Here is a 17,605-nt window from a genome sequence, read left to right as displayed (position 1 = left end):
GGTGAACGGCCGCACGGGCATTCGCCGGAGCTCGTGAACAACTCGTGAGCCGTTTCTCCGTTCTCCCACTTAGCTCGACGTATGAGTCGTGAAGGAGGAGAGATGTTCCCAATACAGCGCCCCGAAGCCCAGGCCCGTCCCCACGAAGCGCGCGCCCGGTTCCGGGGAGGACTCGCCGCCCCCACCAGCGGGTGGTCCGCCGGATACGTGCAGGCCAACCTGATCTCCGTGCCCAAGCGGTACGCGGTCGCGTTGCGCCGCTTCGCCGTCCGCAATCCGCGGGCGTGCCCGCTGCTCGACGTCCTGGGCCCGGGACGGTTCACCACCGGGCTGGCCGAGGGCGCCGACCTGCGGCGCGACCTGCCCGCCTACAACGTGTGGAGCGATGGACGCCTCGTCTCGCGCCGCACCGATGTCGTCGACCTGTGGGGCGATGACCTGGTGACGCTGCTGCTCGGTTGCAGCTTCACCTTCGAGTCGGTGCTGGCCCGTGCCGGGGTGCCGCTGCGGCACTTGGAGCAGGGCCGCAATGTGTCGATGTTCCGCACGAACTGGAAGTGCCTGGGCTCGGGCAAGTTCCGCTCGCGCCTGGTGGTGTCGATGCGGCCCATCCCCGAGGGACTGGTGGGGCGGGCCGGAGCGCTCACGATGGACCTGCCGCGGGCGCACGGCGCGCCGGTGCACGTCGGTCGCCCCGCCGCGCTCGGCATCCGCGACCTGTCCCGCCCCGACTTCGGCGACCCGGTCGAACTCGCCCCGGGAGACGTCCCGGTCTTCTGGGCCTGCGGGGTGACATTGCAGGAGGCGGTGGTCGCAGCGAGGATCCCCTTCGCCATCACCCACGAGCCCGGCCACATGCTCATCACCGACCGCCGCATCCGCCACGCGGTGAACGCGGAGGTCCCCATGGTGTTCTGAACCGACGCCCCCGCAGTGCCGCGTCCGCATCGAAGGTCATACCCCCGCGCCATTGTTGAAACGGGGGACCTGGCCGACGCGAGACCCGCTCGCATCCGCCCGGCACCCGTCTCAGACGGCGCCGTCGCCGTCGACCCGCGAGGACGCGGCCGGTTCGGGGAGGCGGAACATGCCCAGGAACCGCTCGGCCATCGCCTGATCCCCCTGGACGGAGATGCGGCCGGCGTGCAGCGACACGTCCAGGCTTCGTCCGCCGAGCGTCAGGCGCTTGAGCGTCTCGGCGTCGGTCCGGATGACCGCATGCGGATGCTCCGGCCGCCCCGGCGCCAGCAGCAGTTGCGAGTCGAGGATCTCGGCCATGAACGGCCGCTCCTCGAGCCATAGCTCGAATGCGGCGTCGAAGCCCTGCGCGGCCACCGGCATGAACAGGCTCCGCATCGCCAGAATGAGCGCGTCGGTCCCCATCGGCGCATCCAGCGGGATCGCCGCGGACCGCGCGCCCCAGCGCAGCAGCTGCACGATGACGCCCTCCAGCTCCCGTCCCCACTCGGTCAGCTCGTAGACCTGCGAGGCGGCCGGGGGCGGCAGGCGCCGCTTCGAGACCACGCCGTGCGACTCCAGATCCCGCAGCCGCTGCGAGATGACATTGGCGCTGGCCCCGTGGAGCCCCCCGCGCAGATCGGTGAAACGCTTGGGGCCGAGCAGGAGTTCGCGGACGATCAACAGCGACCAGCGATCGCCGACCAGATCGAGGGCGTGGGCGGCCGGACAGCCGTCGCCATAGGTGCGCACCGGGTTCCTCCAAGGGCGGTGAACGGAGGGCCCGCTCCGAGGCGAGCCGGGAAGCGAATGTAAAGACGCAGGAAGAACGCCTTTCGGTCGTTCTATCCCATCATAAGATTCCACTTCTATATTACCTCGTTGCAATTCCGAACCAACAGATCTCGAATGCATAACGCAAGGTCTGTAAAAGGTGCGTGTCCGACACCGCGTAGCGCTTGCGGTCGGGTGTTCGAGGCGGCATCATTCATGGCGTGCCAGAACTGACCACAGCATCGCTGATGCAGAACCACCGCGCCGCCACGACGCTGGTCGGCATGCTCGAGGGCAACGGCCGCTTCGTCGCGGGAGAGCCGCGCTACAAGCGCGACATCGTCGCCGCCCGAGAGGCCGCACCCGACCAGAAGCCCAGTGCGGCCGTCTTCACCTGCATCGACTCCCGGGTCACCGCGGAGAGCGCCTTCGACTGCGACTTCGGGCAGCTGCTGGTCGTGCGCACCGCCGGGCACGTCCCCGACCGCGCCGCCGTCGGTTCGCTCGAATTCGCCGCCGCCGAACTCGGCATCAGCCTGATCGTGGTGCTCGGCCACGAGCGCTGCGGCGCCATCGGCGCGGCGCTGCACGCCGTCGAGTCCGACAGCCACGACCCGCGTACCGACTACCTGGTCGAGCAGCTGTGGCAGCCCGCCTCCCAGGCGCTCGCCGAAGCCTCCGCCGAACCCGACACCGCCTCCCACGCCATGCGGCTCCAGGTGCGGCGCACCGTCGCGGATCTGGGCCGGCGCTCCTCGCTCGAAGGCGTCCTGGTCGTCGGCGCCGTCTACGACTTGGACACCGGAGTCGTCTCGCTCATCGACGAGAACTGACAGAATCGGAACATGAGCGATCAACCGTTGACCGAAGCCGAAATCGAACTGGCCTTGTCGGACCTGCCCGGCTGGAGCCACACCCGGGACAAACTCGAACGCACCTGGACCTTCGGCGGCCACCTCGCCGCCGTCGCGGCCGCCTCCGCCGTCGGATGGATCCAGGAGCAGCGCAACCACCACGCGGACCTGACCATCCGCTACAACAAGCTGACCGTCTCGACCAGCACCCACTCCGCCGGCAACAAGGTGACCGCCAAGGACACCGAGCTCGCCGGCACCGTCTCGGCCCTGCTCGACTGACGCCGCGAGGGGCCGGTGCGGCAGGAGTTCCGCAGTGGTGCCACTGGGGTCCAGAATGTTGAATTAGCTTCCCTGCCAGGGAAAACGAGGTATGCAACGTGCCTTGGACTCTGTCACAATTATGACAGTGCAGGTGGGGAGGTGGTCATCATGGACGCCGATGCGGCTCGCGCATCCAATGCCGACAGGCGCATCGCCCGCGGCCGTCTCGCCAGTGCCCGCCGCCAGGGCAGGATCGATTCCAGGGACTACCGGCGGCGCCGCCAGGAAGTGCGGCGCGCCGAGAGCATCGTGGATCTCCAGACACTGTTGTGGGACATTCCCAACGACAATCCCGGGCGCGACCACTGGCGTTACGGGCGCTGGCGGGGCTCCGTCAGAGACGGTCGGGAACTGGAGATCCAACGCGTCGTCGGGGTGCTGTTCCTGATCGGGTCGCTCGTCGCGACGGCGGGATTCGTCTACATGGGAATCGTGCTGTTCAACGTGTGGCTCAAATGAGTTTGGTCCGGCGGGTACCACTGCCTTGGCACCCGCCGGTGACTATGCGGCCGTGAGCGCTTCGAGCTTGCCGCGCAGCGACGCGAGCGCGTCGGCGATCCACGGCATCTCCAGCGGCTCGCGTGAGACCAGCGCCGCCAGGCGCTCGGAGTCGGTCTCGCCATAGATTCCGGGAACGGCCACCCGCAACGTCAACGTCTCTGCGCCTTCGTCGCCGTCGTCTCCGAACGCCGATCCGGCGAGCACGCCGATCCCGAACTCGTCCAGGAGCACCCGGGCCAGGTCCGCGCTGTTGCCCACCGACCACTTCGCCGCGAGCAGCCCGCGCAGCGGAGCGAAGTCCGGCCACACATAGAACCCGCCCTGCGGCTCGTTCACGTCGCAGCCGATGCTCCGGAAGATCTCGGCCACCGCGCCGGCCACCGCGCCGTGCAGGCGCTGCGCCGAGGCGAGCCGCTCGACCAGCTCGGCCGGGTCCGACCAGGCATAGACCGCCGCGTGCTGCATCGGCATGGGCGTCGAGGACCACACCTCGGAGGCGATGCCCCGCACCGACTCCCGCAGCCGCACACCGAGATCCGAATCCGGACCATGCTGCGAAGGGAAGCGGGCCGCGCCGATGCGCCAACCGCCCAGCGCGTAGTTCTTGCTCAACGCCGTCGTCGTCACCGTCCGCTCCGGCGCCCAGGCCGCCGGGGACGGGAACTGGCCGTCCTCGAAGACCAGGTCGCGGTAGATCTCATCGGCCACGATCACCAGGTCGAGCTCGCGGGCGGCCTCGCACAGGGCCTTCACCGAAGCCTCCGAGGCCAATCGCCCGGTCGGGTTGTCCGGCAGCGTCGCGATCACCACGCGGGGGTCTCGGCCCTCGGCGCGGGCGTTCACCACGGCCGCCTCCAGCTTCTCGGCGTCGGGGACGCCGCCCTCGCCGACCGGGATCGGCACCCGGATCGGTTCGCGGCCGATCAACTTCGCCTGCGCCGCATAGGAGACCCACGCCGGGCGGGGAATGACCACGTCGCCGCCGATCGCCGACAGCAGCGCGAACAGGAGCGGCTTCGAACCGGGGCCGAGCAGGACCTGCTCCGCGTCGGTGGTCAGCCCGCGCCGGGTCCAGTACCCGGCGGCGGCCTCGCGGGCGGCCGAAATCCCGGCCACCGGTCCGTAGGAGGTCTGGCCCGCGGCCCGCGCGAGGCGCTGTCCCAGCAAGGGGTGCACCGGGATTCCGGCCTCACCGAACGCGAGAGCGAGCACCTCCTCGCCGGCGGCTCTACGGGCGGCGATGGTCTCGCTTGCAGCGAGAGTGGCTGAGACGGTCACGGAGCGCTCCTTCGTGGATGATCGCTAACAAGGCTAAGACTGGTCGTTTCGGAGCATCAATGCAAGTATCTCTAGCTTTCGCCGAGGGTAAGATTTCCTTATGCTGGATGTGCGCCGCCTGCGGCTCCTCTACGAGTTCGCCGCCCACGGATCGATAGCCGCCACTGCCGTGGCCACCGCCCAGACCGCCTCGGCGGTCTCACAGCAATTGGCCGCCTTGGAGAAAGAGACCGGCGTGGCCCTCCTCGAACGCACCGCGCGCTCGGCCAAGTTGACCGAAGCGGGACGGCGACTGGTCGAGCACACGGGGGTCATCCTCGACGCGATCGACGCCGCCGAGACCGACATGGCCGCCGAAGCCGTCGAACCGAGGGGGAGGGTCATCATCACCGCGTTCCCGACGGTGGCGGTGGCGCTGGCGGGCCCGATCGTGCGGCGGCTGCGGCGCCACCCCGAGCTGACGATGGTGCTGCGCCAGCAGCACACCGTGACGGAGAGCCTGAGCCGCGTGCGGTCGGGGGAGATCGACATGGCCCTCATCGACAACTGGTCGGGCATCCGCCGCCCGGCGACGGTGGGGCCGTTGACGTATCACCACCTGCTGAGCGACCCGCTCGTGGCGGTGCTCCCCGCGAAGCATCCGCTGGCGCGGGAACCGGAGCTGTCTGCGCACGTGCTCGCGACGGAACCGTGGATTGCCTCGCCGGAGGGCGAGCCTTCGCGCATGGCCCTGGACCGGCTGTGGCGAGCCGAGGGCATCAGCGCCCCGGTATCGGAATTCGAGGGACTGGACACGATCCTGACGCTGGTGGCGAAGGGATTGGGGGTGACGGTGGCGCCGTGGATGGCGGCGGCGGAACGTAAGGACGTGGCGGTGCGCCGCATCGCGGAACCGCTGTCGGGGAGGGACGTCTACGCGGTCCACCGGACGGCATCGACGGGAAGGCCGGCGGTGATGACAGTTTTGCAGGCACTCCACCAGGCGGCAAGAAAGCTCATGGTCGCCGCGGAGCAGTTCTAGACGCGCCGTAAGAACCCCTGGAACCGTCCCACCCGCCGGAAACTGTCAACGTCGTTGACGAGTCGAAGTTCTAGCGGTGCTCAAGCACCCCTGGAACCGTCCCACCCCAGAGCTATCTTCGAAGCGGGGGAGGCACAACATGCGAGCTCTCCTCGCAATCGGGCAATCCCGAAGGAGGGCAAAGGCAATGACCGGGCGATTCCGTCGCCGTCGGACCCTCGCGCTACGTTCGAAGCGGGGGAGCCTCCGCATGCGAAAGTCCCTCGCAATCGGCCCCGCTACCGCAACTGCGAGGGCGGAAAACGGGAGTCTTCCTCGTCCCAGCTCTCCCCCGAAGTCGGAGGCTTCGGGCGGGGGCGCTTCGGTTCCTTCGGGGCCTTCTCCCTCGGCGGCTTCCGGTGCGCCAGCGCCGCCGCCATCCAGGTCGTGATCGGGACCGCCGCGATCAACCCGAGCGTGCCGACCACCGACCTCGCGATCTCGGTCGCGATCGTCTGGCTCGTCAGCACCTGCCCCAGCGGACGGTTCGCCGCCGCGATGAGCACCAGCAGCGGCAGCGACGCTCCCGCGTACGCCAGCACCAGCGTGTTCACCACGCTCGTCAGGTGGTCGCGCCCCACGCGCATTCCCGAGCGGAACAGTCGCGCCGGCCCCCACTTCGGGTTCGCCTTCGTCAATTCGTCCACAGTGGCCGCCTGCGAGACGGTCACGTCGTCGATCACGCCGAGCGCGCCGATGAGGATCCCCGCCAGCAGCAGCCCCGACATGTCAATCGGGTACTGCATCGCCAGCGTCGTCGTCTCCTCGTCCAGCACCCCGGTGAGCTGCGCCAGGTTCACCGCGCCGCCCGCCAGTATCCCCGTGAGCACCAGCGACGCCAGCGTCCCCAGCACCGCCACCGTCGTGGTCCGGTTCCACCCGTGCGAGATGTACAGGGACAAGAGCATGATCGCGGCCGAGCCGACGATCGCCACCAACATCGGCGACGAACCGTCCAGGATGGCGGGAACCACGAACAGCAGCACGATCGCGAACGTCAGCCCCAGGCTCACCAGCGACCGCGCGCCCTTCCAGCGCCCGAAGGCGACCACGGCCAGCGCGAACGCGATGACCAGCGCCCACAGTGCACTGGACCGGTCGTGGTCGATGATGCTGTACTGCAGGCCCGAGACCGAATCGGGCGTGTAGATGAGAATGACCTCGTCCCCGGCGGCGACCTCGGGCGCGCCCGGGCCGGACGGGATGTCGACCAGGATCTCCTCGCCCGCCTGGTCGCCGCTGGTGAGCCGCACCAGCACGTCGCCGCACACGTCGGCCTGGAGCTGCTCGGACAGCTCCGCCTGGCTCTCGTCGCACTCGGTCTCGTGGACGGAGATGACGTGGCCGTCGACCTCCACGCCGAAGCCGGCGTCCTCGGCCCGGTCGAGTCCGTAGGGCCACAGCAGGACCATGCCCAGGGCGGTGATGAGCGCAGCGGGGATGAGAATCCAAAGGGCCGCACGGGGGACGGAGTCCGCGGCTGCGAGTCGTTCTCGATGCACACCGAGAGCTTACGGGCACCGGACCTCCGAACGGTGGCACCGCACTGCGGCCGTTTCGGGTCCGATACCTCCGCTTCGGCGCATTTTGGACGATCTTGTGAGCAGCGCGTCCTTGACCGGCGGCTTCATTCTGTAGCGCTCTAGTCGCTAAACGTCCACAGGGTCTACCCATCGAACGGCGGAGTAGTTGCGCCACAACTGAAGTAGCGCTTGGTCGCCGTGTACCAACAGGTCGTCGAAGGGCAAGCGATTCCACAGCGCCAGGTACAGCAGCTCCACCGGTCCCTCGATCGTGCAGTGCGGGGACTCGACTTCGCTGAAGGTCACCAGCGGCCCGGTGTCGGTGGGGTGCACGTACCAGTCCCCGCGACCCGGTGCCAGGTCGGTCGCGTGGATGTGGAGCACCGAGGGGTGCAGCGCGCGCACCCGGCTCGAGGGCCTCCCGTGGAAGCCCAGCAGCAGTTCGTCGATGCCGTCGGTGGCGAAGGCGGGGTTGATCGGGGAGATCTCGTCGCCCCTCGCCTGCTCGGCGTCGACGCGGTGGATCGTCGTCTCATGGGCCTGCCTGCGCACCCAGAACCGGCGCGAGGACTCGGCCGGGAAGGTCTGCCAGCAGTGCAGGTCCTCGGGTGCCTCCTCAAGGGTCGACGCAAGCCTGGACAGGCCCACGCGGACCCAATCGACCAGCAGTTCGTCGTGGGGCGGGGGGGCTCCTACGACACGCTGGAACTCGTGCTTGCGGGGGTCGTGGTCGAGTGCGCCGGCGACGATCGCCCTGGCCCAGCGGTGGACGGTGCCGATGTGGGTCAAGAGGTCCTTGACAATCCATCCTGGGCACGTCGGTACGGCTGCGGTTAGTGCGAGCTCACCACCAGCGACAGCGATCCGTTCCCCCTCGGTTCGCAGCACATTGATTTGATCGCCGATGTTCATCCTGAGCAGTTTCGCACTTGTGTCGTGAATAACGCAAGTTCGTAGGGTCATCCGATACAGAAGTGTTAAAACGGGGTAGCACAGCCGTCATGCACGTAGGGACACAACCTGCGCATGCGACCCAGCAGTCACAGCGAAAATGCTCCTGCCTGCGGCGATGCCCGACGCGATGCCCGACGCGGGGCCCGGAGTAGGCTGGCGAGCCGTGACCGCACCGCCGCATCGACTCCTCGTCATCACCGACACCACCAGCGCCGCCAGACCCCTTGTGGCGCAAGTGGAACTGGCGCTCCAAGGCGGCCCGTTCGCGCTCATCCTGCGCGACAAGCACCTGCCATGGCCCCGGCGGCTCGCGCTCGCCGCCGAACTCGGTCCGCTGCTGGACGACGCCGGCGCCTCGCTCCTCGTCGCCGACCCGCTCGGGCCGGTTCCAATGGCGCACCTGTCATCCGACTTCCCGGTGCCCGCGCCCAGGCCGCGGGTGGTGGGCCGCTCCGTCCACGCCGGGCAGCGAATCGACCCCGGCCTGGACTACATCACGTACTCGCCGATCTGGCCGGTCGAGTCCAAGCCCGGCTACGGACCGGCCCTGGGGGCCCGGGGCCTGGCAGAGCGGGCGCGCACCAGCCCGGTGCCGGTCTATGCGCTCGGCGGCGTGACCGGCCCTGACCGGGCCCGCGCCGCCCGGGTGGCGGGGGCGGCGGGGGTCGCGGTGCAGGGCGCGGTCATGCGCGCCTCGGACCCGGCAGCGGTGGTCGCCGATCTGAGGGCCGCGCTCGATTCCGATTGAAATTCGGATCGCGGTCCTGTCGGACCCCCGGCCTAACCTTGAACCAAGGGGGCCCCCGGGACTACCTGCTTGCGGCTGCCTTAGTTCCCAGGCCGCTCCACCGCGTTCGCGGCGATGACGTCGGCGTAGAACTTGGCGCTGGCCTTGGGGATTCGCTCCTGGGTGGCGTAGTCGACATAGACCAGGCCGAAGCGCTTGTCGTAGCCGAAGGCCCACTCGAAGTTGTCCATGAGGGACCAGGCCGTGTACCCGCGCACGTCCACGCCCGCCTCGATGGCCTCGTGCACCGCCGCGATGTGCGAGCGCAGGTAGTCGACCCGCTCGGTGTCGACGACTTCGCCCTCGGCGTTCGGGCCGGTCGGGTAGGCCGCGCCGTTCTCGGTGATCATGACCGGCACGCCGTAGTCCTTGTGGATGCGCACGAGCAGGTCCGTCAGCCCGGTCGCGTCGATCGGCCAGTCCATGTCCGTGAACTCCAGGCCTTCGGGCGTCCAGGTCTCGACGTCGGCCGAACCGGGGGCCAACGGGTCCTCCGGGGCGCCGGGGGCGTCCCGCACCCACGTGGGGTTGTAGTAGTTCACGCCGAGCAGGTCCAACGGCTGGTTGATCTGCTCCAGGTCGCCGTTCTGTACGAACGACCAGTCGGTGTGGTGGGCGGTGTTCTCCAGCAGGTCGGCCGGGTAGACGCCCTTGAAGAGCGGTTCGAAGAAGATCCGATTCGCGACCGCGTCGCCCTTGCGCACCGCCGCCTCGTCGCCGCGCAATTGGGTTGGGTTGAGCACGATCGAGACCTGCTCGGCCCCGGCCGCCCGCAGCGCCTGCGCCGCCAGGCCGTGACCCAGCAGCAGGTGGTGGGCGGCCTTCAGGGAGGCGACCGGGTCGGTCAGGCCCGGCGCGTGGTGGCCGTTGCCGTAGCCCAGGAACGCCGAGCACCACGGCTCGTTCAGCGTCCACCAGGTCTCGACCCGGTCGGCCAGGCGGGTGCCGACGATGTCGGCGTACTCGCCGAAGCGCTCGGCGGTCTCCCGCTCGGGCCACCCGCCCAGGTTCTCCAGCGTCTGCGGCAGGTCCCAGTGGTAGAGCGTCGGCATCGGCTTGATGCCGGCCGCCGTCAGCTTGTCGATCAGGCGGTCGTAGAAGTCCAGGCCGGCGGGGTTGGCCGGGCCCGAGCCGTCGGGCTGGATGCGCGGCCAGGCGATCGAGAACCGGTAGGTGTCCACGCCCATCGACTTCATGAGGGCGATGTCCTCGTCGACGCGGTGGTAGTGGTCGCAGGCGACCCGGCCGGACTGGCCGCGCCAGGTCTTCCCGGGCGTGTCGGAGAACGTGTCCCAGATTGACGGGCCTCGGCCGTCCTCGGTCGCGGCACCCTCGATCTGATAGGAGGCCGTCGCGGTCCCCCAGAGGAATCCCTTGGGGAAGTTCAGCTTGGTCATGGAGAGGACCTTTCTCGCACGGGCGTCGGAGACACCGCTGTCACGGGTTGCCGGGCGACGCGATCATACGTTCATGGCATCGCTCCCATGCGCTGGGGGCCTGCAGGTATCGATACCGAACTACTGAGTAACGATTCGGTAAGCGAGCCTTGACACGTACTGTTATCCAGAGCACCATTGCCCACGTTCCCAATGGCGGGTGAGGCAGTTCCGAAGCGGCGACGGCGAATGCGAACCAACCACGTCGCGGCGTTCGGAATGAGGGAGGCAGTCGGACTCGCCGGGTGAACAACACCTGCGAAGAGAGGGAAAGCCCGATGAGCAAGACCCGACGACTCGCCTACATAGCGGCTGCCACCAGCGCCCTGGCGCTTGCGGCCGCCGCGTGCGGCGCGCCCGATGAGGACGCTGAGACCACCTTCAACATCCGCGGCGAGATTCCCGCCGAAGCGGAGGACTGCGCCAACTACGAGCAATACGGCGAGTTCGAGGATGAGGAAGTCACCATCTTCGGCTCGATCCTGGACCAGGAGGCCGACGAGATGCAGGCCGCCTGGTACAACTTCGGCGAATGCACCGGCATCGACGTCCAGTACGAGGGCACCGGCCAGTTCGAGGCCGACATCAAGGTCCGCGTCGACGGCGGCACCGCCCCCGACATCGCGCTCTTCCCGCAGCCGGGCCTCATGGCGAACTTCCAGGACGACCTGGTCCCGGCCTCAGAAGAGCTCTCCGGACTCGCCACAGAGGGCTGGAGCGAGGACTGGCTCAACTACGGCACCATCGACGGCACCTTCTACGCCGCTCCCAACTCCGCGAACGCCAAGTCCTTCATCTGGTACTCGCCGACCTTCTTCGCCGACAACGGCTACGCCGTTCCCACGACCTGGGATGAACTGATCACCCTGTCCGACGAGATCGCGGCCACCGGGGTCACCCCGTGGTGCGCCGGCTTCGAGTCCGGCGGCGCCACCGGCTGGCCCGGCACCGACTGGATCGAGGACATCGTCCTGCGCGAGGGCACTGACCTGTATGACCAGTGGGTCAATCACGAGATCCCGTTCAACGACCCGCAGATCGTCGCCGCGATCGACAAGGCCGGGACGGTGCTCCTGAACGAGGAGTACGTCTACAACGGTCCGGACACCATCAGCTCCACCGCGTTCCAGGAGGGCGGTCTCCCGATCCTCGACGGCGAATGCGCCTTCTACCGCATGGCCTCGTTCTACGGCGCCTTCTGGCCCGAGGACACCACGGTCGCCGAGGACGGCGACGTGTTCGCGTTCCAGTTCCCGGAGACCACCGCCGGTGACAACACCATGCTCGTCGGCGGCGAGTTCGTGGCGGCCTTCTCCGACTCGGAGGCCACCGAGGCCACTCGCCAGTTCCTGGCCTCGGAGCTGTACCACAGCACCCGCCTCCAGACCGGCCCGTGGAGCACCGCCCAGCAGGCCGTCGACCCGGCCGTCGCGACCACGCCCGTCAACCAGTTCGCCACCGAGATCCTGGTCGACCCGGCCGTCACGGTCCGCTTCGACGGCTCGGACCTCATGCCGGGCGAGGTCGGCGCCTCCTCCTTCTGGACCGGCATGGTCCAGTGGGTCGACGGCGCGAAGGACTCCCAGCAGGTGGCCGACGACATCGAAGCCTCCTGGCCGCAGTAACCTGCCGCCCGTGTAGCTGACAAGAAGCCGAGCGGGGCCCACCGGCCCCGCTCGGCCCATTGCCCCGGACAACTGGAGTCACACCACGTGGACATCTCCGATTACACCGATAGGTTCGGCCTCCTCGCCGTCGGCCTGGTCGCATTCATCGCGGTCCTACTGGCCCTCTACGGCCTCGCAGAACTCGCCTCACGCCGCGACCGCAGCCGAGCGGTCGCCTTCGTATTCCTGGCTCCCGCCGTGCTGTTCCTGCTCGTCGGCCTGGTCTACCCCGCCGTGCGCACGATCGCCATGTCGTTCTTCAACAAGGACGGCACCGAATTCATCGGCTTCGACAACTACACCTGGGCCGTCACCGACCCCGACGCCCTCCAAGTCCTCACCAACACCGCGCTGTGGATCATCATCGTCCCGCTGTTGTCCACGATGGTCGGACTGGTCTACGCCGTCCTCATCGACGGCCGCAAAGGCGAACGCACCTATAAGGCCCTGGTGTTCCTGCCGATGGGCATCTCGTTCGTCGGCGCCTCGATCATCTGGAAGCTCATCTATGAGTACGAGCGCTCGGGCGACCAGATCGGCCTGCTCAACCAGATGCTCGTCTGGCTCGGGGCCCCGCCGGTCAACTGGCTCCTCGAGGATCCGTGGAACAACCTCCTGCTCATGGTGGTGCTCGTCTGGATCGAGGTCGGCTTCGCTACCGTCGTCCTTTCGGCCGCGCTCAAAGGCGTGCCCATCGAGATGATCGAGGCCGCCCGCATCGACGGCGCCAAGCCCACCGAGATCTTCTGGCACATCACCGTCCCCTCGATTCGCTCAGCCATCCTCGTGGTCGGCGTGACGGTCTTCATCGCCACGCTCAAACTGTTCGACATCGTGCGGGCCATGACCGGCGGCCACCACGGCACCGACGTCCTGGCCCACAACATGTGGGACCAGGCCTTCCGCCTGGGCAACGACGGGCGCGGCGCGACCATGGCCGTGCTGCTGTTCGCACTCGTCATCCCCGTCGTCATCTACCAGGTGCGCAACATGCGCCGCCAGGAACTGGAGGCCCGATGAGCACCGACGTGCAGAAGCCGAGCAGGATCGGCGAAACCCGCGGACAGCGCCTCCGCCGGATCCTCTCCAGCCGCGTCGCCAGCGTCGCGGCGCTCGTTATCGCCGTACTGTGGACGATCCCGACCGCCGGGCTCTTCGTCTCGTCCATCAGGCCCGAGGACGACATCAGAGACACCGGGTGGTGGGTGTTCTTCACCGATCCCGGCAGCGCCACATTGGAGACCTACAACTTCGTCCTGTACTCCAACACGCAGGGCGGCGGCCTCATCCGCAACCTCATCAACACGGTCGTCATCACGATCCCGGGCGTGCTCGTGCCCGTCGCGTTCGCCGCGATGGCCGCCTACGCCCTCTCGTGGATCAACTTCCGGGGCCGGAACCTGCTCTACATCGGCATATTCGCGCTCCAGGTCGTTCCGCTCCAGATGGCGCTCATCCCGCTGCTGTCCTTCTTTAGCAGGGGCCTGCATGTCGGCGGTGTCACGATCATGCCCGCCTGGGAACTCGACGGCGTCAACACGATCGTGCAAGTCTGGGTCGCCCATGCGATCTTCGGGCTCCCACTGGCGATCTATCTGCTGCACAACTTCATGCGCGAGCTCCCCGGCGACGTCATGGAGGCCGCCCGCATCGACGGCGCCAGCCACTCGCAGATCTTCCGCAAGGTCGTGCTGCCGCTGGTGACGCCCGCGATCGCCTCCATCGCGATCTTCCAGTTCCTGTGGGTGTGGAACGACTTCCTCGTCGGCCGCACCTTCGGCGGCGGCGAGGCGACCAGGCCGCTCACAGCCGTCCTCGGTGACATGGCCGGAAGCTGGGGCAACAACTGGACGCGCCTGCCCGCCGCGGGCTTCATCGCGATCATCGTCCCGCTGCTGGTGTTCCTGCTGCTCCAGCGGTACTTCGTGCGCGGCCTGCTGGCCGGCTCCGTCAAGGGTTAGCGAGACGGGTGATCGCCTATCGGGGAGGAGCTGCGGACCTCCCCGATCGGCGATCGCTCATCCGGCCTCCCGCCACAACCGCTGGTAATAATCCGAATAGACGTCGACGACAGCCCGGTTCCCGATGCGGAGCAGGTTGTCGTCGGCGTTCTTCATGGCGTTGCCGTGCAGGTTGTGGGTCCCGGTGTAGACCATCTCCCGATGCTTCCCGTTGAACTCGGCGTCGATCATGAAGAACTTGTCGCGCAGCGAGTCGTGCGTCCTGACGTTCTTCCGCCCGGTGGCATCGGCGATCCACCCCGGATTGTTGGTGTCCTTGTCGAGCACCACGACCTTCACGTCGCACCCGAGCCGCTTGACGCGCCCCAGCTGGTCGCGCACCGCCGGTCGGTTCGATTGGAAGTTCGCGTGCGCCACCCACACCCTGTCGCCGCTTGAACAGCCGGTCACCTGTCGCAGCTGTGAGGCGACCGGGTCGGCCGAGCGCGGGAAGACCCACGCGTAGGTCCCGTTGCCGGAGGCGGACTTGTCCGCGTCGCGCCAGCCGCCCCAGCTCTTGTCGTAGAGCCGGTTCCAGTAGCCGGTGTAGAAGTCGTAGAGTTCGCCGTCGCCGTGCACCGCCGCCAGATTGTGCGCCTGCGTCGCGTGGAAACGGGTGAAGTTGAAGCTGGTGACGGCCACCGTCGGGTTCCCGTCGCGCTCGATCAGGAAGAACCGATTGTGATCGGGACCTTTCGCCGATCCGGACCCGTTCGGCAGGCAGCCGCCCCTGCACTGGTGCACCGCGATCCCGTTCCGCTTGAACAGGTTGATGACCGGATTGTTCAGACCCGGATTGCCGCCGAGCTGTCCCACCACGGCCTTGACGTCGGCGCCGCGCTTCTTTGCCGCGACCATCGCGTCGGCCACCGGCCGCACCGGCCTGTCCAGCGTCCACTGGTAGACCGCCGCGCGGACCGTGTCGCCCTTCCCGGTCTTGTCGATCTGCCGCGCGACCTCCGAGACGATGGAGGTGTCCGTGCCGCCCCCGGGACTGGTGCGGCACACGGTGAACCCTTTGAGCTGGACGCAGCCCGTCCCGCCGGCGGCCTGGGCCGATGCCGCGGGAAGCAGCGCGGCGACGAGGGCCGCGCCGAGCACGGCCGCCCCAAATGCCTTGAGCTTCGGTTTCATGACTCACCCCGTTACGAAGAACACTTTGGGTATCGAACATGGCATGGAGCGGCCGATGCCGAGACGGTTCGGCGAGGTCAACGCTCAAACCGCGGGTGAACGCGACAACGGCGATGTAATTCCGCGAGGCGCCAATTGCGGCCTGTGTCGGGCGGATTCTCGGAAACGACAGTCGGATAGCCGACGGTTCCGAACAATCAGAAGTGAAGTGAGAAGAGCCGTGACTGCACCCGACCCGCCAGGAGACGTCATGATGAACTCGAAGAGCGCCGAAGAACTGCCTGAGGAGTTCCGCGAGACAATCCCAGAGCAGGTCACCGAGGAACCATCGCGCGAAGAGCCTGAAATCCTGGCCGACGCGGTCCCCATCCAGGCCGAGCCGATCGGCAACGGCTGGCTGCTGCTGGGAATCATTCTCCTGGTCGCCGTGGGCGTGCTGATGCTGCTGATCTTCGCCTCCGGAGGCAATGCCGATTCCTCGATGATGCTCTGAGCCCATCACCCATGCACTCGACCTGACCGCACTCGACACGACCGCACTCGACCTGACCGCACTCGACCTGACCTAGAAACCGGGCGACTTTCGATCGACCGACAGAAACCGCCGAGCGGACTTCTATCGACCGATCGAAATCGCCCGGTTTCCTGCTGCCGAGCGGTGGCAACCGAATTCCCAGCGGCGGCGGCCACTGCCCGCTGACGGCTCCGCCGCCACCTCGGCGGCAGTGAGAAGATCGTCCTCGTGGAAACCTGGCGTGGAATAGACGCGACCCCTGAGGGCTGGCCCGACTCCGTGGTCGCCATCGGCGTTTTCGACGGCGTGCACCGAGGCCATGCGGCCCTGGTCCGCAGCGCCGTCAAGGCCGCTGCCGAGGCCGGCGCCCGCTGCGTCGTCGTCACCTTCGATCCCCACCCGACCGCGGTCGTCGCCCCGCACGCGGTCCCGCCCCAGCTGTCGAGCCTGGAACGGCGCATCGAACTGCTCGGCGCCCTCGGCGTCGACGGCGTGTGCGTGCTTCCGTTCACCAAGGAGCTGTCGAAACTCCGCCCCGAATACTTCGTGCGGCACGTCCTGGTCGGCGGCCTGCACGCCGTCGAGGTCGTCGTCGGCGAGAACTTCCGCTTCGGCCACAAGGCCGCCGGTGACGTGGGGCTCCTGGCCGAACTCGGCGGCGAGCACGGCTTCCGAGTCCAGGCGCAGGCCCTGACGGCCGACGACGCCGCCTTCTCCTCCACCCGGGTACGTTCCCTGCTCGCGGAGGGCGATGTGGCCCGAGCCGCCGAGGTGCTCGGCCGCGACTTCGGCATCGAGGGCACCGTCGTGCACGGGGCCGGAAGAGGCGAGGGCCTCGGCTTCCCCACGGCCAATATCGAACCGATCCCCGGATGCGCGATCCCGGCCGACGGCGTCTACACCGGCTGGCTCCACTTGGATTCGCACCGCTATCCGGCGGCGATCAGCGTCGGCACCAACCCCACGTTCGGCGATGAACGGCGCTCGGTCGAGGCGTTCGTGCTCGACTACTCCGGCGACCTCTACCGGTCCGAGGTCCGGCTCGACTTCGTCTCCCGCCTGCGGGGACAGATCGCCTTCGACTCGATCGAAGCGCTCGTCGAGCAGATCGAGACCGATGTCGCACAGACCCGCTCCGACTTGGGGCTCGACTAAAAGCGCTGGTAATCTGGCTTGGTCCACCGGCTTTCCGGTGGGCCCGACCGCCCTGCTCGACACCGCGGGACCGGCCGGAACTCATTGCACTAGAAAGGTGTTCGCATGGCGCTCGAAGCCACGAAGAAGGCCGACATCATCAAGGAGTACGCCACTCACGAAGGCGACTCCGGTTCCACCGAGGTCCAGGTGGCGCTGCTGACGGCCCGCATCCAGGAGCTCACCGCCCACGTCCAGGAGCACAAGCACGACCACCACTCGCGTCGTGGCCTGCTCCTGCTGGTCGGTAAGCGTCGCCGGCTGCTCAAGTACCTCAAGAACGAGGACATCACCCGCTACCGTGCGCTCATCGAGCGCCTCGGCATCCGCGGCTAGCACTCGGACTTCCGGCCCTCCCGCAGGGCCGACGACAGGGGGAGCGGTGTTCCGCTCCCCCTGTCGTCGTACTCGTCCACGTTCCACTCCCGGGCTCGCATCAATCAGACCCTATAGGATATATCCTATAGGATCGGTCGGTCGCGCGATCGGATCCGCCTTTCGCTCTGGCACGGTCCCGTTGCGGTCCAACCTCACTTTTCGTTCGCGATTGCCGTCACTCCCCGGGAGTAACGTAAGGTGGGCGATGAGCAAGATGCTCGAAGCAGCGTCTCGAAGCGAGACGTGGCGTGCTTGCCAGTGGCTTCCGGT

At 67.9% G+C, this 17,605-nt stretch carries 18 protein-coding genes; 12 read left to right on the top strand and 6 right to left on the bottom strand.

From position 1 onward, the window contains the following. Window positions 1-102: 102 nt before the first annotated feature. Window positions 103-918: a putative hydro-lyase gene (locus tag FAB82_RS00325; protein ID WP_211116268.1), complete on the top strand. Its 816-nt coding sequence runs from the start codon at window positions 103-105 to the stop codon at window positions 916-918. Between the two features lie 111 nt (window positions 919-1,029). On the opposite strand, the gene FAB82_RS00320 is transcribed toward FAB82_RS00325, so the two are convergent. Continuing rightward, the gene (locus FAB82_RS00320) at window positions 1,030-1,710 is read right to left on the bottom strand and encodes a winged helix-turn-helix transcriptional regulator (protein ID WP_246039382.1); all 681 of its coding nucleotides are present in this window, start codon (window positions 1,708-1,710) and stop codon (window positions 1,030-1,032) included. A gap of 242 nt (window positions 1,711-1,952) precedes the next feature. Here FAB82_RS00320 and FAB82_RS00315 point away from each other — a divergent pair, with 242 nt between their 5' ends. The 3 genes from FAB82_RS00315 to FAB82_RS00305 all read left to right on the top strand — a co-directional run bounded on the left by FAB82_RS00315 (window position 1,953) and on the right by FAB82_RS00305 (window position 3,368). Continuing rightward, the gene (locus FAB82_RS00315; protein ID WP_136532541.1) at window positions 1,953-2,564 is read left to right on the top strand and encodes a carbonic anhydrase; all 612 of its coding nucleotides are present in this window, start codon (window positions 1,953-1,955) and stop codon (window positions 2,562-2,564) included. A gap of 12 nt (window positions 2,565-2,576) precedes the next feature. Continuing rightward, window positions 2,577-2,867 carry a 4a-hydroxytetrahydrobiopterin dehydratase gene (locus FAB82_RS00310; protein ID WP_136532540.1) on the top strand — a complete coding sequence of 97 codons (291 nt, stop codon included), beginning with the start codon at window positions 2,577-2,579 and terminating at the stop codon, window positions 2,865-2,867. A 150-nt stretch (window positions 2,868-3,017) separates the two neighbouring features. Next, a complete protein-coding gene (locus FAB82_RS00305; RefSeq protein WP_136532539.1) occupies window positions 3,018-3,368 on the top strand; it encodes a DUF1707 domain-containing protein in 351 nt (116 codons plus the stop codon). A gap of 42 nt (window positions 3,369-3,410) precedes the next feature. Here FAB82_RS00305 and FAB82_RS00300 read toward each other — a convergent pair whose 3' ends face one another. After that, window positions 3,411-4,688 (bottom strand): pyridoxal phosphate-dependent aminotransferase, encoded by a 1,278-nt coding sequence (locus FAB82_RS00300; RefSeq protein ID WP_136532538.1) that lies wholly within the window; start codon window positions 4,686-4,688, stop codon window positions 3,411-3,413. A gap of 100 nt (window positions 4,689-4,788) precedes the next feature. Between FAB82_RS00300 and FAB82_RS00295 the strand changes: the two genes are divergently transcribed. After that, entirely contained in the window at window positions 4,789-5,709 is a 921-nt protein-coding gene (locus FAB82_RS00295; RefSeq protein ID WP_136532537.1) for a LysR family transcriptional regulator, read from the top strand. A 278-nt stretch (window positions 5,710-5,987) separates the two neighbouring features. Here the strand turns inward: FAB82_RS00295 and FAB82_RS00290 are convergent, their stop codons facing one another. Beyond that, a complete protein-coding gene (locus FAB82_RS00290; RefSeq protein WP_211116267.1) occupies window positions 5,988-7,250 on the bottom strand; it encodes a YibE/F family protein in 1,263 nt (420 codons plus the stop codon). A 147-nt stretch (window positions 7,251-7,397) separates the two neighbouring features. Beyond that, on the bottom strand, window positions 7,398-8,183 hold the full coding sequence (locus FAB82_RS00285; RefSeq protein ID WP_168801352.1) for a maleylpyruvate isomerase family mycothiol-dependent enzyme: 786 nt from the start codon (window positions 8,181-8,183) through the stop codon (window positions 7,398-7,400). Between the two features lie 205 nt (window positions 8,184-8,388). Here FAB82_RS00285 and FAB82_RS00280 point away from each other — a divergent pair, with 205 nt between their 5' ends. Further along, window positions 8,389-8,973, top strand: a complete 585-nt coding sequence (locus tag FAB82_RS00280; protein WP_211116266.1) for a thiamine phosphate synthase — start codon at window positions 8,389-8,391, stop codon at window positions 8,971-8,973. Window positions 8,974-9,053: 80 nt separating this feature from the next. On the opposite strand, the gene FAB82_RS00275 is transcribed toward FAB82_RS00280, so the two are convergent. Continuing rightward, entirely contained in the window at window positions 9,054-10,409 is a 1,356-nt protein-coding gene (locus FAB82_RS00275) for a GH1 family beta-glucosidase (protein WP_136532535.1), read from the bottom strand. Between the two features lie 317 nt (window positions 10,410-10,726). Here FAB82_RS00275 and FAB82_RS00270 point away from each other — a divergent pair, with 317 nt between their 5' ends. The 3 genes from FAB82_RS00270 (at window position 10,727) to FAB82_RS00260 (ending at window position 14,076) form a co-directional block, all read left to right on the top strand. After that, window positions 10,727-12,073: an ABC transporter substrate-binding protein gene (locus FAB82_RS00270; protein ID WP_136532534.1), complete on the top strand. Its 1,347-nt coding sequence runs from the start codon at window positions 10,727-10,729 to the stop codon at window positions 12,071-12,073. 87 nt (window positions 12,074-12,160) lie between these two features. Beyond that, window positions 12,161-13,135, top strand: coding sequence for a carbohydrate ABC transporter permease (locus FAB82_RS00265; RefSeq protein ID WP_136532533.1), 975 nt, complete (start codon window positions 12,161-12,163; stop codon window positions 13,133-13,135). Next, entirely contained in the window at window positions 13,132-14,076 is a 945-nt protein-coding gene (locus FAB82_RS00260; RefSeq protein WP_136532532.1) for a carbohydrate ABC transporter permease, read from the top strand. Before FAB82_RS00265 ends, FAB82_RS00260 begins: the two co-directional genes overlap by 4 nt. A gap of 57 nt (window positions 14,077-14,133) precedes the next feature. Here the strand turns inward: FAB82_RS00260 and FAB82_RS00255 are convergent, their stop codons facing one another. Beyond that, the gene (locus FAB82_RS00255; RefSeq protein ID WP_136532531.1) at window positions 14,134-15,249 is read right to left on the bottom strand and encodes a phospholipase D-like domain-containing protein; all 1,116 of its coding nucleotides are present in this window, start codon (window positions 15,247-15,249) and stop codon (window positions 14,134-14,136) included. A gap of 250 nt (window positions 15,250-15,499) precedes the next feature. On the opposite strand from FAB82_RS00255, the gene FAB82_RS00250 reads away from it, so the two are divergent. From FAB82_RS00250 to rpsO, 3 genes are all read left to right on the top strand, one after another. Further along, a complete protein-coding gene (locus FAB82_RS00250) occupies window positions 15,500-15,742 on the top strand; it encodes a hypothetical protein (protein WP_136532530.1) in 243 nt (80 codons plus the stop codon). 249 nt (window positions 15,743-15,991) lie between these two features. Then, entirely contained in the window at window positions 15,992-16,918 is a 927-nt protein-coding gene (locus FAB82_RS00245) for a bifunctional riboflavin kinase/FAD synthetase (RefSeq protein WP_136532529.1), read from the top strand. Window positions 16,919-17,023: 105 nt separating this feature from the next. After that, the gene (rpsO, locus tag FAB82_RS00240; RefSeq protein WP_136532528.1) at window positions 17,024-17,293 is read left to right on the top strand and encodes a 30S ribosomal protein S15; all 270 of its coding nucleotides are present in this window, start codon (window positions 17,024-17,026) and stop codon (window positions 17,291-17,293) included. Window positions 17,294-17,605: the final 312 nt, after the last annotated feature.

Origin of the sequence: Glycomyces buryatensis (assembly GCF_004912275.1) — a bacterium.
GTDB classification, from domain to species: Bacteria; Actinomycetota; Actinomycetes; order Mycobacteriales; family Micromonosporaceae; genus Glycomyces; species Glycomyces buryatensis.
Note: the sequence above shows the minus strand (reverse complement) of the source record. Positions and strands in the feature narration are given on the sequence as shown.